The 15,805-nt window shown below is 75.7% G+C and carries 13 protein-coding genes; 4 read left to right on the top strand and 9 right to left on the bottom strand.

Features of this window, described 5'->3' with window-relative positions; all coding sequences use genetic code 11:
* The first annotated feature begins 3 nt into the window (after nt 1-3).
* From J4709_RS01685 to J4709_RS01670, 4 genes are all read left to right on the top strand, one after another.
* Nucleotides 4-162 carry a VenA family class IV lanthipeptide gene (locus J4709_RS01685; RefSeq protein ID WP_208236074.1) on the top strand — a complete coding sequence of 53 codons (159 nt, stop codon included), beginning with the start codon at nt 4-6 and terminating at the stop codon, nt 160-162.
* A gap of 198 nt (nt 163-360) precedes the next feature.
* Nucleotides 361-2,157 carry an ATP-binding cassette domain-containing protein gene (locus J4709_RS01680; RefSeq protein ID WP_307800859.1) on the top strand — a complete coding sequence of 599 codons (1,797 nt, stop codon included), beginning with the start codon at nt 361-363 and terminating at the stop codon, nt 2,155-2,157.
* The gene (locus tag J4709_RS55350; protein ID WP_208236070.1) at nt 2,154-3,914 is read left to right on the top strand and encodes an ATP-binding cassette domain-containing protein; all 1,761 of its coding nucleotides are present in this window, start codon (nt 2,154-2,156) and stop codon (nt 3,912-3,914) included. The genes J4709_RS01680 and J4709_RS55350 overlap by 4 nt, the downstream gene beginning before the upstream one ends.
* A 114-nt stretch (nt 3,915-4,028) precedes the next feature.
* On the top strand, nt 4,029-6,179 hold the full coding sequence (locus tag J4709_RS01670) for an MMPL family transporter (protein WP_208236068.1): 2,151 nt from the start codon (nt 4,029-4,031) through the stop codon (nt 6,177-6,179).
* Here J4709_RS01670 and J4709_RS01665 read toward each other — a convergent pair.
* Genes J4709_RS01665 through J4709_RS01625 form a run of 9 tightly spaced genes read right to left on the bottom strand, consistent with a single transcriptional unit; the run spans nt 6,147 to nt 15,804 of the window.
* Nucleotides 6,147-7,316, bottom strand: a complete 1,170-nt coding sequence (locus J4709_RS01665) for an LLM class flavin-dependent oxidoreductase (protein WP_208236066.1) — start codon at nt 7,314-7,316, stop codon at nt 6,147-6,149. The genes J4709_RS01670 and J4709_RS01665 overlap by 33 nt on opposite strands.
* A complete protein-coding gene (locus J4709_RS01660) occupies nt 7,313-8,374 on the bottom strand; it encodes an LLM class flavin-dependent oxidoreductase (protein WP_208236064.1) in 1,062 nt (353 codons plus the stop codon). Before J4709_RS01660 ends, J4709_RS01665 begins: the two co-directional genes overlap by 4 nt.
* Entirely contained in the window at nt 8,371-9,552 is a 1,182-nt protein-coding gene (locus J4709_RS01655; protein WP_208236062.1) for an LLM class flavin-dependent oxidoreductase, read from the bottom strand. Before J4709_RS01655 ends, J4709_RS01660 begins: the two co-directional genes overlap by 4 nt.
* Nucleotides 9,549-10,907: an NtaA/DmoA family FMN-dependent monooxygenase gene (locus J4709_RS01650; protein ID WP_208236060.1), complete on the bottom strand. Its 1,359-nt coding sequence runs from the start codon at nt 10,905-10,907 to the stop codon at nt 9,549-9,551. The genes J4709_RS01655 and J4709_RS01650 overlap by 4 nt, the downstream gene beginning before the upstream one ends.
* Nucleotides 10,907-11,434: an NADPH-dependent FMN reductase gene (locus J4709_RS01645; RefSeq protein WP_208236052.1), complete on the bottom strand. Its 528-nt coding sequence runs from the start codon at nt 11,432-11,434 to the stop codon at nt 10,907-10,909. The genes J4709_RS01650 and J4709_RS01645 overlap by 1 nt, the downstream gene beginning before the upstream one ends.
* Nucleotides 11,431-12,276, bottom strand: a complete 846-nt coding sequence (locus tag J4709_RS01640) for a DUF1684 domain-containing protein (RefSeq protein WP_208236050.1) — start codon at nt 12,274-12,276, stop codon at nt 11,431-11,433. The genes J4709_RS01645 and J4709_RS01640 overlap by 4 nt, the downstream gene beginning before the upstream one ends.
* On the bottom strand, nt 12,273-13,943 hold the full coding sequence (locus J4709_RS01635; RefSeq protein WP_208236048.1) for a dipeptide ABC transporter ATP-binding protein: 1,671 nt from the start codon (nt 13,941-13,943) through the stop codon (nt 12,273-12,275). Before J4709_RS01635 ends, J4709_RS01640 begins: the two co-directional genes overlap by 4 nt.
* A complete protein-coding gene (locus tag J4709_RS01630; RefSeq protein ID WP_208236046.1) occupies nt 13,940-14,848 on the bottom strand; it encodes an ABC transporter permease in 909 nt (302 codons plus the stop codon). The genes J4709_RS01635 and J4709_RS01630 overlap by 4 nt, the downstream gene beginning before the upstream one ends.
* Complete coding sequence (locus J4709_RS01625) at nt 14,845-15,804, bottom strand: ABC transporter permease (protein ID WP_208236044.1); 960 nt, start codon at nt 15,802-15,804, stop codon at nt 14,845-14,847. Before J4709_RS01625 ends, J4709_RS01630 begins: the two co-directional genes overlap by 4 nt.
* Nucleotide 15,805: the final 1 nt, after the last annotated feature.

The following is a 15,805-nucleotide window of genomic DNA, read 5'->3' as shown; positions in this document are numbered from 1 at the left end:
CGAATGGAGAACATCTTCGAGGGCGACCTCGTGGCGGAGCTGCACGAGCTGCCCGAGACCGACCCCATCGAGATCGAGGGCGTTCAGCTCAGCGGCACGTGCGCGTGCGCCGGCCTGCTGACCCTGCTGAACTCCGTCTGCGTCGGCATCTCCTGCGCGTGATGCCGGCACCCCTCCGCGGGCCCGGGCGCCTGAGGTGACCCCCGTCCGCTGACACCGGTCACGGATCGGCCGGAAGGCCGGTCCGTGACCGGACCCACTTTCCACTGTAACCCGATGCCCGCCGAGAACCCATGCCCGCCGAGAACCCCATGCCCGCTGAAGACCTATGCCCGCCGGGCGAGAACGGAGCCGACACGCGTGCCCGAGCCGGAGACCGAAGCGGGGCCGCCCGCGGCGCCCGCGGCGCTGCGCCGGGAGGGCCGGCGGCTGCTGCGCGCGGCGGTGCGCCGGTTCCGCGCGCTCCTGGGCCTGCTCGCGGCCGCCACGGTCGTCCGCGTCGCGGCGATGCTGGCGACCCCGGTCATGCTCGGCCGGGCGATCGACGCGGTCCGCTCCGGCCGGGGCCTCGGCGCCGCGATCGCCGGGCTCGCGCTCGTCCTGCTCACCGCCGCGCTCGCCGACGCGGGCGAGGAGCTCCTCGGCACGTACTGCGGCAGCCGCATCACCGCCTGGCTCCGGCACCGCCTCGTCGAGCGGGTCCTTGAGCTCGGCGTGCCCGGCCGGCGCCGCTTCCCCGCCGGGGACGTGCTGTCCCGGCTCACCGAGAGCGCGGGCGGGCCGGCCGCGTTCCCGGCCCTGCTGCTGTCCGGCGCGGCGGCGCTCGCGACGACGGCCGGCGCGGTCGTCGCGCTCGCCCTCATCGACTGGACGCTCGCGCTGGTCTTCGCCCTCGGGGTGCCGCCGGCCGTCCTCGCGCTGCGGATGTTCGTCGCGAAGGCCGGCGAGCCGTTCGCCGACTACCAGCGCCACCAGGCGGAGATCGGCACGCGGCTGCTCGACGCCCGGCAGGGCGCCCGGACCATCCGGGCCTCCGGCACCACCGCCCGCGAGGTCCGGCGGATCCTGCGGCCGCTGCCGCTGCTCGGCGCGGCCGGGCGGCTGACGTGGGACGCGCAGGGGCAGGTCGGCTGGCGGCTGTCGCTGCTCGCGCCGCTGCTGCAGATCATGGTCGTCGGCGCCGCCGGGTTCCGGCTCGCGTCCGGCGACGTGACGGCGGGCGAACTCGTCGCCGCGGCGTCCTACACGGCCTTGGCGGTCGGCGCGGCGGCGCTGTTCGACACCTTCGTCGCGCTGCTGAACTGCGAGGTCGGCGCGGGACGCGTCGCGGAGGTCCTCGACGCGGTCCCGGCCGTCCGGCCGCCCGAGCGGCCGGCGCCGCTGCCGGAGGGTCCCGGCGCGCTGCGGCTGCGCGGAGTCACCGTCCGGGTCGGGGGCCGGACGGTGCTCGACCGCCTCGACCTCGCGGTGCCGCCCCGGACCGCCGTCGCGGTCGTCGGGACGTCCGGGTCGGGCAAGAGCATGCTGGTGGCGACGATCGCGCGGCTCGTCGACCCGGACGAGGGCAGCGTCGAGCTCGACGGCGTGGACGTCGCGGACGTCGCGCTCCCGGAGCTGCGGCGCGCCGTCGCGTACGCCTTCGAGCGGCCCGCGCTGCTCGGCGCGACCGTGCACGACATGATCGCGTACGCGCGTCCGGGCGCCGACCGCGCCGAGGTGCGCCGGGCCGCGCGGACGGCGGCGGCCGACGGGTTCGTCCGGGCGCTGCCCGCCGGGTACGGCACCCCGCTCGCCGAGGCGCCGATGTCGGGCGGCGAGCTGCAGCGGCTCGGGCTGGCCCGCGCGGCGCTGGCGGATGCTCGGCTGCTCGTCCTCGACGACGCCACGAGCAGCCTCGACACAGCGACGGAGATGCGGGTGACGCGGGCGTTGCGGGAGGTCCTTGCCGGACGCACCAGCCTGGTGGTGGCGCGGCGTCCCGCAACGGCGGCCCGCGCCGACCTGGTCGCCTGGCTCGACGCGGGCCGGGTCCGCGCGGTCGCGCCGCACGCCGAGCTGTGGACCGACCCCGGATACCGTGCCGTCTTCGCCGCGGAACCCGGCGAACCGCCCGGTGACCCTGTCCCGCAGGCCGCCGCGCCCGGGCCCGCCCGGTGACCGCCGCGGAGCGCGCCGCGCTGAAGGGCCGCACGGCCGCGCCCGCCGCCCGGCTGCTCCGCCGCCACCTGCGCGGGCGGGGGCACGCGCTGCGCCGGCTCGCGCTGTGGTCGGCGGTCGAGAGCCTGCCGTCGTTCGCGTCGGGGCTGCTGCTCGCGCATGCCATCGACGACGGCTTCCTGGCCCGCCGCCCGCTCACCGGGCTCGCCTGGCTCGCCGCCCTCGGCATCCTCCAGGCGGCCGGCGCCCTCGGCACGCGGCGGATCTACCCGTGGCTCGCCGCCACCGTCGAACCGCTCCGCGACTCGCTCGTCGGCGAGGTCGTCGCCGGGGCGCTGCGCCGCACGATCGACCGGGCGGCCGATCCCTCGTCCGGCGGCGCGGGTGCCGGGATCTCGCAGGTCACCGAGCAGGCGGAGGCCGTCCGGATGCTGCTCGGGACGGCGCTGCGCAACGTCCGGCAGCTGCTCGCGGCCGGCCTCGCCGCGCTGCTCGGGCTGGCGCTGCTCGCGCCACTGCCCGCCCTCACCGCCGTCCTGTCGGTGGCGCTCGCGCTGGCGCTGTTCGCGGCGCTGCTCGGCGTGCAGGTCCGCCGCTACCGCGCGGTCGTGCGGGAGGCCGAACGCATCGGCGAGACCGCGACGGAGATCGTGCAGGGCGTCCGGGACGTGGTGGCGTGCGCGGCCGAACCGCGCGCCGCCCGGACCGTCGGCGAGGCGATCGACGCGCAGGCCGGGGCGCTGCGGTCGTTCGCGCGGTCCCGGCTCGTCCGGCTGCCGGTGCTCGCGCTCGGGGTGCACCTGCCGCTGCTCGCGCTGCTCGCCCTGTCGCCGCGGCTCGTCGCGGACCACCGGCTCACCACCGGGCAGGTCGCGGGCGGGGTGAGCTACCTGGTCACCGGGCTGCAGCCGGCGATGGTGCTGCTGGTCGACGCGGGCGGGACGCTGCTGCTCAGCCTGGCCGTGGTCCTCGGCCGGCTCGCCGAGGTCTGCGCCGGACCGGACGCGGCGCCGCGCACCGCCGCGCCCGTCGCCGCCACGTCCTACGACCTCGAAGCCGAGCACGTGACGTTCGCCTACTCCGCCTCCGCCGCGCCCGTCCTCGCCGACCTGTCCCTGCACATCCCCGAAGGCACGCACCTGGCCGTGGTCGGGCCGAGCGGGACGGGCAAGTCGACGCTCGCCGACGTCCTCACCGGCCTCGCCCGCCCCCAGCGGGGCGGCGTCACGCTCGGCAAGGTGGCGCTGCCCGACCTCGGCGAGGAGCAACTCCGGGCGGCCGTCGCGCTCGTCCCGCAGGAGAGCTACGTCTTCGCCGGGACGCTGCGGGAGAACCTCGCCTACCTGCGCCCGGACGCCCCGGACGCCGACCTCGACGAGGCCGTCGACGCGATCGGGCTGCGCGCGACCGTCGACCGGCTCGGCGGCTACGACGCCGCCGTCCCGCCCGGCGGCGGCACCCTGTCGCAGGGCGAGCGCCAGCTCGTCACGCTCGTCCGCGCGCACGTGTCCGGCGCGCCCGTCACGATCCTGGACGAGGCGACCTGCCACCTGCATCCCGCCGCGGAGGCCCGCGCGGAACGGGCGCTGGCCGCGCGCGGCGGCACGCTCATCGTCATCGCGCACCGCATCAGCTCCGCCCAGCGCGCCCAGCGCGTCCTCCTCCTGGACGGCTCCGCCCCGCTCCTCGGCACCCACGACGCCCTGCTCGCGCTCAGCCCCCTCTACGCCGAGCTCGTCGGCCACTGGCGGACCTGACCGCCCGGACGGTCCTCGACCGATCCTTTGCCAACGGCGGCGGGTCGCCGGCGCGGCCCGGCGGCGCCGCGACCGTACGGTTTCTGCCAGTCCCGACGTCGCTGGGGAGGCCGCGTGCCGACCGCCGCACCCGAACGCCGGCCCGCCGGCCTCGCCCGCCTGGGCTCGTTCTGCGCCCGCCACCCGTGGTGGGTGCTCGCCGCGTGGATCGTGCTGCTGGTGGCCGCGCTCGGCGGCCGCAAGGCCGTCGGCCCCACGTTCAGCGACCAGGTCAGCCTGCCCGGCACCCAGTCCGACACCGGCAAGGCCCTGCTCGCCGCGTCCGACCCCGCCGCGAACCGGCCCGACGGGCAGGTCGTGTTCCACGTCGCCGCCGGCACCGTGTCCGCGCAGCAGCAGGCGGTCGACCAGAGCCTTGGAAACCTGAAGGCGCTGCCGCACGTCACCGGCGTCTCGTCCCCGCTGACCAGCACGGACGGCCGGACGGTGTCCGCCACCGTCTCGTTCGATGAGCAGCTCAAACAGCTCGGCCACGGCTACACCGCACGGCTCGACGACGCCACCGGACCGGCGCGCGCCGCGGGCGTCGGCGTCGGCTACGGCGGGGACTTCACCCAGATCGCTCGCCCGCCCGCCAACGACCTGCTGAGCGAGCTCGTCGGCATCGGCGCCGCGCTCGTCATCCTGCTCGCCGCGTTCGGCAGCGTCGGCGCGGCCGTGACCCCGCTGGTCACCGCGCTCGTCGCGGTCGCCGTGGGGACGGGCGTGGTCGGCATCGTCGCGGGCGTCATCACGTTCGCCACCACCGCGCCGACCCTCGCCACCATGCTCGGCCTCGGCGTCGGCATCGACTACGCGCTGTTCCTGACCACCCGGTTCCGGCAGGACCTCATCGACGGCCGCTCCCCCGTCGACGCCGCGGGCCGCACCGCGGGCACCAGCGGGCACGCCATCGCCGTCGCCGCGATCACCGTCGTCGTTGCGCTGCTCAGCCTCTACGCCAGCGGCCTGTCGTTCATCGGCAAGCTCGGGCTGGCCGCGACGATCGCCGTCCTGATCAGCGCCGCCGCGGCACTGACCCTGGTGCCCGCCGCGCTCGGGCTCGCGGGCCGCAGCATCGACCGGCTCGCCGTCCGCCGGCCCGTCGCCGAGACGTCCAGCGCCCGCGACTCCTGGCACCGGTACGCCGCACTGATCGAACGCCACCGGTGGACGTCCCTCGCCGCCGGGCTCGTCCTGCCCGTCGTGTGCGCGGTACCGGTGTTCTCGATGCGGCTCGGGCACGTCGACGCGGGCGCGGACCCGTCCGGCAGCACCACCCGCCACGCTTACGACTGGATCGCCGCCGCCACCGGACCCGGCTTCGGGCCGGGCGCGAACGGGCCGTTCACCGTGGTCACCGACGTCCGGCACGCGACCGTTCCCGCTAGCCAGATCTCCGCCGGCCTCTCGCACGCGCTGCAGAGCACGCACGGGGTCGCGAGCGCCACGCAGCCGCAGCCGAGCCCGGACGGCGCGCTCCTCGTCTCCACCGTCACGCCCACCACCGGCCCGCAGACCGCGTCCACCTCCGACCTGTTCCGCACCCTGACCGACCACACGCTGCCCGGCGCGCTGCACGGCACCGGCGCGAAGGCCTACCTCACCGGCACCACCGCCGGCCAGCTCGACTTCCGCGACACCGTCGCCCGCCGCCTGCCGATCATCATCGGGATCGTGCTGGTGCTGGCGTACCTGCTGCTCATGGCCGTGTTCCGCAGCCTGGTGATCCCGCTCAAGGCCGTCCTGCTCAACCTGCTCACCACCGCCGCGTCCTGGGGCGCGCTCGTCGCGGTGTTCCAGTGGGGCTGGGGCGACGCCGTCCTGGGCCTGCCCGAGGGCGTGCCGATCGAGTCGTACGTGCCGATGATGATGTTCGCGATCGTCTTCGGCCTGTCCATGGACTACGAGATCTTCCTGCTCTCCCGCATGGCCGCCGTCTGGGACGGCACGCACGACAACACCCGCGCCGTGGCCGGCGGCCTCGCCGTCACCGGCCGGGTCGTCTCCAGCGCCGCGCTGATCATGACGGTGGTGTTCCTGTCCTTCACCGCCTCGCCCACCGTCGTGGTGAAGATGCTGGCACTCGGCCTCGCCTTCAGCGTCATCCTCGACGCCACCGTCGTCCGCCTCGTCCTGGTCCCGTCGCTCATGTTCCTCATGGGCGCATCCAACTGGTGGCTCCCCCGCCGCCTAGCCCGCACCCTCCCCCACCTCCACGCCTAGTGGGGCGGGCGGCGGGTTGGGTGTCGTCGTGGTCCAGGCTTCGGCGAGGAGGTCGTAGGAGCGGACGCGGTCGGCGTGGTCGTGGGTGATGGTCGTGATGAGCAGCTCGTCGGCGCCGGTGACGCGCTGGAGGGTGGCGAGGCCGCCGGCGACAGTGCCGGGCGCGCCGGTGAACTGGGTGTCGACGCGGTCGGCGACCAGGTCGAGGTCCTGCGGGCGCCAGTCGTGGGCGGCGGCCTGGGCCGGGGTGGGGTACGGGATCGCGGCGAGCCGGGACCGGATGCTGTGCACCCACAGCGCGTACGGGGACGCCAGTTCGCGGGCCTCCTCGTCGGTCGGCGCGACGACGGCGTCGGCGGACACGATGACGTACGGCTCGTCCAGGACGTCCGACGGCCGGAACGCCGCCCGGTACGCCTCGACGGCCTCCAGCACGTTGGACGGGCTGACGTGGTAGTTCGCCGCGAACGGCAGCCCGCGCGCCCCCGCGACGCGGGCGCTCTGCCCGCCGCTGCTGCCGAGGATCCACAGGTCGAGCGCGGCGCCTTCGCCGGGGTTGGCGTGCGCCTCGTGGCCGTCCTTGGCGTAGGTGCCGGCGAGGAGCGCGGCGATGTCGTCGACGACGTCGGCGAAGTCGGGGGTCTCGGCGCCGGGCTGCTGGAGGAGGGCGCCGTGCAGGCCGAACGCGGCGGACGCGGCGAGCCTGGTGACGTCGAACGGCGCGGGGATGAGCAGCCCGTCCACGAGTTCGGCCTCGCGGGCGGGCGCGGGCGGCGGGGTGCGGCGGGACGCCTCGGCGCGGCGCTGTCCGGAGCGGCCGAGGCCGAGGTCGATCCGGCCGGGGTGCAGCGCGTCGATCGTGCCGAACTGCTCGACGATGGACAGCGGCGTCCAGTGCCCGGTCTGGACGGCGCCGGAGCCGACGCGGATCCGGGACGTGGCCGCCGCGACCGCCTCGATGAGGATCTGCGGCGCGGCGCTCGCGACGCCGGGCGCGAGGTGGTGCTCGGCGAGCCAGTAGCGGCGGTAGCCGGCGGCCTCGGTGCGGCGGGCGAGGTCGAGGGTGTTGCGGAGCGCGTCGCGCGCGGTGCCGCCGGCGGGGACGGGGGCGAGGTCGAGGACGGACAGCGGGATCACGGGCGCCTCCCTGCGGGGGTCGGGAACGGCCGGCTCGGTATCTCCTCGCGCAGGACGGGTGCGACGTCGCTCTGGAACAGCTCCAGGGACGCGCGGTGCAGGTCCTCGGGGATCCCGTCGGGGTCGGCCTGAACGTGCATGACCTCGTGGCCGAGCCGGTCGTGGTAGCGGTGGACCTTGTCGATGATCTGCTGGGGGCTGCCGACGAGCGCGGAGCCGCGTTCGACGGCGTCCTCGACGGAGTCGAAGACGGGCGTGACGCCGTTGCGGCGGAACAGTTCCTGCCGCGCCTCGAACACCGGCCGGTACACCTCGACGGCGTCCTGGGACTTCGGGGCGACGTAGAGGCCGGCGGTCCCGGCTCCGACGAGGGCGTCGGCGGGGTCGTGGCCGTGGTGCGCCCAGCGTTCCCGGTAGCGGGCGACGAGCTCGGCGTACGGTTCGACGGGGTTGGTGACGTTGGCGGAGAACAGCGGGTCGCCGTGGCGGGCGGCGAGTTCGACGGACTCCTCGCTGGTGGCGCTGCCGTGCCAGACGCGGACGGGGCGCTGCAGCGGCCGCGGCAGCACCTCGGCGTCGTTGAGCGGCGGTCGGTGCTTGCCCCACCAGGTGACGGTGTCCTCGCGCCAGAGCCGGCGGAACAGCTCGTAGCCTTCGCGGTTGCGGTCCCACTGGTCCTCGGCGGTGACGTCGAACAGCTCGGCCTGCGCGGTGCCGTTGCCCTTGCCGATGATCAGTTCGAGGCGCCCGCCGGACAGGTGGTCGAGGGTGGCGTAGTCCTCGTAGGCGCGGACGGGGTCGAGGAGGCTGAGCGTGGTGACGGCGGTGAACAGCCGGATCGTGGACGTGCGGGCGGCGATGTGGCTCAGCACGACCGGCGGTGAGGACGACAGGAACGGCCGTTCGTGCCGCTCGCCGACGCCGAAGCCGTCGAAGCCGAGCCGTTCGGCGAGGACGGCGTGCTCGACGACGTCGCGGAGCCGTTCGGTGACGGGTTTCAGCGCGCCGGTGCGGGGGTCGGGCGCGTGCACGATGAGGGTGATCGCGAGGAACTTCATGCGGTCGCGTACCGGTTGGCGGGACGGGACAGGCCGAGGTGCCCGCGCAGCGTCTCGGCGTCGTAGGCGGTGCGGAACGCGCCGCGCCCCTGGAGGACGGGGACGAGCCCGCGCGTGATCCCTTCCAGGTCGGAGGGCAGGACGCCGGGGCGGAGCCGGAACCCGTCCAGGCCCGCGTCGCGCCAGTCGAGCAGCAGGTCGGCGAGGTCGCCGGGGGTACCGGCGAAGATCTCGGCGTCGGACGTCAGGGCGGCGCCGTCGAGGTCGTCCAGGCGGGCCTTGCGGGCGGACGCGGCGCCGGGCGCCTCGTCGAGGAACACGACCAGGTCCGCGAAGACCTTCAACGGCTCGCCGACGCGGCCGACCGTCCGTTCCGCCTCGCGGACCTGCGCGACGATCGTGACGGCGTCCGCCCGCGAGTGCGGGGTGACGTAGACGACGTCGGCGCCCCGCGCGGCGAACTCGTAGGGCACGACGTCGTGGGCGAGGGCGGTGACGAGCGGCTGGCCCTGCGGCGGGCGCGGGGTGATCGAGGGGCCGCGGACGTTGAAGTGGGCGCCTTGGAAGTCGATGTAGTGCAGCTTGTCGCGGTCGAGGAACCGTCCGGTGGCGGCGTCGCGGATCTCGGCGTCGTCCTCCCAGCTGTCCCACAGCCGCCGCACGACCTCGACGAAGTCGGCGGCCTCCGCGAACAGCTCCGCGCTGAACGTCTTCCCTTCCGGCGTGGAGTACCAGGGCTTGTCGAACTCGGGGAAGGTGCGGCGGCCGAAGTGGGCGGTGTCGGAGAGCCGGGCGCCGACGACCTGCGGCCGCAGTCCCGCGCGCCCCCGGCTCGCGTAGTCGAGCGAGGCGATGCCGATGGAGACGTGGAACGGTTCGGTGTGCGTGGTGATCGCCGTCGGGACGAGCCCGATCCGCGAGGTCGCGGGCGCGAGCCGCGCGGCCAGCAGCACGGCGTCGAGCCGTCCGACGACCCGGTCGGCGCGGTCGTCGGGGGCCTGGGGCCCGAGGGAGTCCTCGATGGTGAGGAAGTCGAGCAGCCCGCGCTCGGCCTCGGCGGCCAGGTCCGTCCAGTATCCGGCGGTGAACAGCGCGCCGGGACGGGCGGCGGGGTCGCGCCAGGCGGCGGGGTGCCAGCCGGCGTCGTTGAGCGCGACGGACAGGTGCAGGCCGGTCATGACGCCTCCCTTTCGGAGCGGGCCGAGCCGGCGGCCGGGGGCCGGAGGCCGAGGTGGTCGCGCAGCGTGGGCCCGGTGTAGTCGGCGCGGAACACGCCCTTCTCCTGGAGCAGCGGGACGACGTGCTCGACCAGGTCGTCGAGGCCGCCGGGGGTGAGGTGCGGGACGAACACGAAGCCGTCGGCGGCGTCGGTCTGGACGAACTCGTCGATCCGGTCGGCGACCGAGCGCGCCGTGCCGACGAACGTCTGCCGCGCGGTGGCCTCGATGACCAGCTCGCGGATGCTGAGGCCGCGCTCGCCAGCCAGTTCCCGCCACCTTCGGACGGTCTCGGCGCGGTCGCCGCGGAACTGCGCGCGGCCCTGGGAGACGCCGTCGCCGAGGTCGGGGTCGATGTCGGGGAGCGGGCCGTCGGGGTCGTAGGCGGACAGGTCCCGCCCCCAGTAGCCCTCCAGGAACGCGATGGCGTTCTGCGGGGAGACCTGCGCGCGGCGGATCTCGGCGGCGCGCTCGGCGGCGTCCTCCTCGGTGTCGCCCAGGACGTAGGTGACCGCCGGCATGATCTTCAGGTCGGCGGGGCGCCGCCCGTAGCGGGCGAGGCGGCCCTTGACGTCCTTGTAGAAGGCGCGGCCGTCCTCCAGGGTGCCGTGCCGGCTGAAGATGACGTCGGCGTCGGCGGCGGCGAACTCGCGGCCCTCGTAGGAGTCGCCCGCCTGGATGATCACGGGGTGGCCCTGCGGCGGGCGCGGCGCGTTGAACCGGCCGGCGATGCCGAACTGCGCGCCGTGGTGCGCGAACGCGCCGGCGCCGGGGCGGGCGAACTCCCCCGCCGCCGGGTCGGCGGGCAGGTCTCCGTCCGCCCAGGAGTCCCACAGCTCGCGGGCGGTGTGCAGGAACTCGGCGGCGCGGGCGTAGCGGTCGGCCTCGTCGAGGTAGCCGCCGCGCCGGAAGTTCTCGCCGGTGAACGCGTCCCAGCTGGTCACGACGTTCCAGGCGGCGCGGCCGCCGCTGAGGTGGTCGACGGTGGCGAGGCGGCGCGCGACCTCGTAGGGCTCGTTGAAGGTGGAGTTGACGGTCGCGGCGAGGCCGAGGCGGGTGGTGACGGCCGACAGCGCGGACAGGACGGTCAGCGACTCGGGGCGCCCCGCGACGTCGAGGTCGTGGATGCGGCCCTTCATCTCGCGCAGCCGCAGGCCCTCGGCGAGGAAGAAGAAGTCGAACTTCCCGCGTTCGGCGGTCTCGGCGAGGTGCACGAACGACCCGAAGTCGATCTGGCTGGCGGACCGGGGGTCGGTCCAGACCGTGGTGTTGTTGACGCCGGGGAAGTGGGCCGCCAAGTGGATCTGCTTGGGCATCAGCGGGCTCCCGCACTCGTGGCCGCGAGCGCGGCGGACGCCTGCGGGGCGACGGCGTCGGCCCACGCGCCGAGCACCCCGGCGGCGTCCGGCACCTGCGACTCCAGAAACGCCAGGCCGGGCGTCGGGACGGTCGCGCCCAGCTCGACCAGCAGCGGACGCAGATGCACCTCGACGGCCAGCGAGTGCTTGGGGTCGCCCATCACCAGCAGCGGCAGCGCGACCTTCGAGGCGAGCGCGCCGCCGGGCAGGCGGTCGAGGAACACCTTCAGCAGGCCGGTGTAGGTGGCCTTGTAGGTCGGACTCGCGACGATCAGGACGTCCGCGTGCGCGACCCGGTCGAGCGCGTCGTGCACCTCGGCCGCGGGCGTCGGCCCGAGCAGGACGGGCGCGAGCGAGGACAGGTCGACGACATCGGGGGCTTCGTCGCGCCCGACGCGGGCGGCGACCGCCTCGGCGGCCTGGACCGCGATCTGCAGCGTCCGCGACTGCGGGCGCGGGTTCCCCACCAGGACGAGGACGCTCACGACTCCTCCCCCTGCGCCGCGGCGCGCTCGTAGGGGATCTTCTCGCCGGCCTCGACCGCGACCGGCAGCCGGTTCTCGGCGGGCGGCAGCGGGCACGTCGCGAACTCGGTGTACGCGCACGGCAGGTTGTGGGCGCGGTTGAAGTCGAGCGCCACCGTCCCGTCGGCGGCGGGCGGCGCGACGAACAGCGCCCGGTTCGCGGCGTAGGTGGTGATCCCGGACGTCGCGTCGGTGAACAGGACGAGCCGCTCGCCGGGCTCCTTGCCGTTGAACGCGGTGAGCGCGAGGGGCCGGCCGTCCAGCTCGAACTCGATCCGGCCGGGCGCGTCGTAGACGTGCTGGAGCCCTTCGACGGCGGCGCCGACGGCGGTCGGGCGCGGCTCGTCGAACGGGACGTAGCGGCCGGTCACCGCCCAGCGCGGGTCGGGCGGGAAGGCGGGCGTGCCGTGGAAGGCGGTGCGCAGCGGATGGTCCGGGTGGCGGGGGCGGACGATGTCGTTGCCGCCGCGCTTGGCCACCTCGATCGCCACGTCGCCCCAGATCGCGGTGACGCCGCCGCGCTCGGGCAGCACGCCGAACCGGTGCTCGCCGTGCACGGTCTCGCCGTCCACGACCAGCTCCTCGCCGTCGCCGAGGACGACGGTCACGCCTTCGGGGCCGGTGCTCCAGGCGCCCGGCGCGTCCGGGTGGCGGCGCGGCTCCCCGTCCAGGAAGTACAGGCCGGTGATCGCGAGGAAGCCGTGCCGGCCGGCGAGCCGCGCCTCGTGCGCGGCGTGCCAGGCCCGCCACTCCTCGGCGAACGCGTCCGCCGTGCCGGTGGTCGTCGTGGTCTGTACGGTCATGTCCGTTCCTCCAACAGCCGTGCGCCTGGGGCGCCGATGCGCGCGTCCCCGCCGGGGATGGCGGCGAGCAGTTCGCGGGTGTAGTCGTGGGCCGGGTCGCCGAAGATCGCGCCGGTCTCGCCGGTCTCGACGACCCGTCCGGCGCGCATCACCGCGACGCGGTGCGCGATCTGCCGGACGACGGCGAGGTCGTGCGAGATGAACAGGTACGCCAGGCCCGTGCCGTCCTGCAGCTCGGCGAGCAGGTCGAGCACCTGCGCCTGGACGGAGACGTCCAGCGCCGAGACGGGCTCGTCGCACACGACGAGGTCGGGTTCGAGGGCGAGCGCGCGGGCGATCGCGACGCGCTGCCGCTGCCCGCCGGACAGCTCGGCGGGCCGGCGGTCCAGCGTCGCGGCGGGCAGCGCGACGCGGTCGAGCAGCTCGCGGGCGCGGGCCGCGCGGGATGCCCGGTCCCCGACCCGGAACGCCCGCAGCGGCTCGGTGATCACCTCGCCGATCGAGAACCGCGGGTCGAGGGAGGCGTACGGGTTCTGGTAGACGAGCTGGGCGCGGCGCCGCAGCCGCCGCAGCGCCGCCCCGCCCGCGGCGGTGACGTCCTCGCCGTCGAAGACGATCCGGCCGGACGTCGGCGGGACGAGCCGCAGGATCATCCGCGCGGTGGTCGACTTCCCGGACCCGGACTCGCCGACCAGCGCGAGCGTCCGGCCGCGGTGCACGGTGAGGCCGACCTCGTCGACCGCGCGGACGGTCCGGCCGCGCGGCAGCGGGAAGTCCTTGACCAGGTTCTCGGCGGTGACCAGCACTGGTTCCGCGGGTTCCGACGGTTGCGCCGGTGCGGCGTGCCGGGGGCGCGCGCGGACGGCGGTGAGGCTCGGCGCGCTGCGCAGCAGCCGCCGCGTATAGGCGTCCTGCGGGTCCTCGATGATCCGCCGCGCGGGGCCCGACTCGACGACGCGGCCCTGCGACATCACGGCGATCCGCGACGCCCGGTCCGCGGCGACGCCGAGGTCGTGCGTGACGAGCAGCACCGCGGTGCCGGACTCCTCGGTGAGGTGCTGGAGGTGGTCGAGGATCCGGCGCTGCACGGTGACGTCGAGGGCGCTGGTCGGCTCGTCCGCGACGATCAGCTCCGGCCCGGCGGCGATCGCGATCGCGATGAGCGCGCGCTGCCGCATCCCGCCGGACAGCTCGTGCGGGTACTGCCGTGCCCTGACCTGCGGTTCCGGCATCCCGGCGCGCTCCAGCGCCTCGACCGCGCCGAGCGGCGCGGTGCGGCGGGTGGCGAGCCCGTGCAGCCGCAGCACCTCCGCGACCTGCTCGCCGATCCGCTTCACCGGGTTCAGCGAGACGCCCGGGTCCTGCGGGACGAGCCCGATCCGCGCGCCGCGGACGGTCCGCAGCTCCCGTTCGGACAGCGCCGCGAGGTCGCGGCCCGCGAACCGGACGGTTCCGGCGTCGAGGGAGGCGTTGGGCGCGAGGAGGCGCAGCACGGCGTGCGCGGTGGTGCTCTTCCCCGAGCCCGACTCCCCGACCAGCGCGACGATCTCGCCGGGCCGGACGTCCAGGCCGGCGCCGCGCACGGCCTGCACGCGGTCCGTCCTGGTCAGGTAGGAGACGTGCAGGCCCGCCACTTCCAAGAGCGGCGCGTCGTCCCGGCCGGTCATCGCCGGCCCCGCTCGCCGTCGAGGGCCCGCGCGATCCGGTTCGTGGCGAGCACGGTCGCGGCGATCGTCAGGCCCGGCAGCGCCGTCATCCACCAGGCGTTCGCGAGGTAGTTGCGGCCGTCGGAGATCAGCGTCCCCCACTCGGGCGCGGGCGGCGCCGCGCCGTAGCCGAGGAAGCTCAGCGACGACACCGCGAGCACCGCCGTCCCGAAGTCGAGGGTCGCGAGGACCAGCACCGGCCCGATCGCGTTCGGCAGGACGTGCCGCCCGAGCACCGCGTACCAGCGCGTCCCGCACGACCGGGCCGCCTCCACGAACACGGCCTGCCGGACCCGCAGCACCTCCGACCGCATCACCCGCGCGAACGTCGCGACGCTCGCGACGCCGACGGCCACGGCGACCTTCACCGTCCCGTAGCCGAGCGCGGTGACCAGCGCGAGCGACAGGAACAGCGCGGGGATCGACAGCAGCACGTCGACGCACCGCATCAGCACGTCGTCGATCCAGCGGCCCGCGAACCCGGCGAGCAGGCCGATCAGCCCGCCCGCCGCGAACGACACGGCGACGGCGATCAGCGTCGCCTTGAGCGACAGCGCGGCGCCGTGCACGACCCGCGCGTACAGGTCGCGGCCGAGTTCGTCGGTGCCGAACCAGTGCGCGGCGCCGGGCGCCCGGAACGCCTGCGACGGCACGCCGGTCAGCGGGTCCCTGGAGGTGAACAGGCCGGGCCAGAACGACGCCAGCGCCACCGCCGCGAGCACGAGGACGGACAGGACGAGGCCCGGCCGGCGCAGCAGGAACCGGACGGTCCGCGCGGCGCCGGCGCGGCGGCGGGCCGCGGGCTCCGGTACGCCGGGCCCGTCCGCGGCGTCGAGCACGCCGAGGGCGTCGAGTGTGCTGCTCATGCGGGGCTCCAGCGCCGGCCGCCCGCGGCGGCGATCCGCGGGTCCAGCAGCGGGCAGAGGAGGTCCACGGCCAGGTTGACCAGGACGAACACCAGCGCCCCGAACACCACGACGCCCTGCACGAGCGGGATGTCCTGGGCGGTGACGGCGGCGGCGGTGACGCGGCCGAGGCCGTTGCGGGAGAACACCGTCTCGGTCACGACGGAGTTGGCCATGAGCTGCCCGACGAGGACGCCGACGACCGTCAGCGCGGGCAGCGACGCGTTGCGCAGCGCGTGCCGCAGGTGGATCCGGGGCCGTCCGGCGCCCTTGGCCCGCGCGGTCTGCACATACGGTTCGTCGAGGGTGGTGAGCAGGCTCTTGGCCAGCACCTGCGCGACGACGGCGCCGGTGGGGATCGCGAGGGTGACGGCCGGCAGGATCAGCCCGCGCGGCCCGCCGTTCCCGAACGCCGGGAGCAGCCGCGCGCGGAACGAGAACACCTCGACGAGCATCAGCCCGGCCCAGAACGCCGGGACCGACACCCCGAGCGGCGGCAGCGAGAGCAGCAGCTGCCGCAGCCACCGCCGCGAGGTGTAGGTCGCGGCGAGCGCGAGGCCGCCGCCGAGCAGCACCGCGAGCGCGAGGCCCGCGACGACGAGCTGGAGGGTGGACGGCAGCGCCTCGCCGATGACCGACGTCACCGGCCGCCCGGCGGACACCGAGTCGCCGAGGTCGCCGCGCAGCGCCCGCCCGAGGTGGTGGGCGTACTGCACGGGGACCGGCTCGTCGAAGCCGTACTGGCTCTTGAGCCGCGCGATCTGCGCGGGGTCGATGCCGGCCTGGTCGGCGCCCTGCCCGGCCATCGCCGAGACGGGGTCGCCGGGCAGCAGGTCGAGGACGAGGAACGACACCGTGTAGGCCGCCCACAGCACTCCGGCCGCCTGCGCGAGGCGCAGGGCCGCGTAACGTCGCATC

Origin of the sequence: Actinomadura violacea (assembly GCF_017573465.1) — a bacterium.
Classification (GTDB): Bacteria; Actinomycetota; Actinomycetes; order Streptosporangiales; family Streptosporangiaceae; genus Spirillospora; species Spirillospora violacea.
The sequence above is the reverse complement of the archived record's forward strand: the minus strand, read 5'-3'. Positions and strand labels throughout refer to the sequence as shown.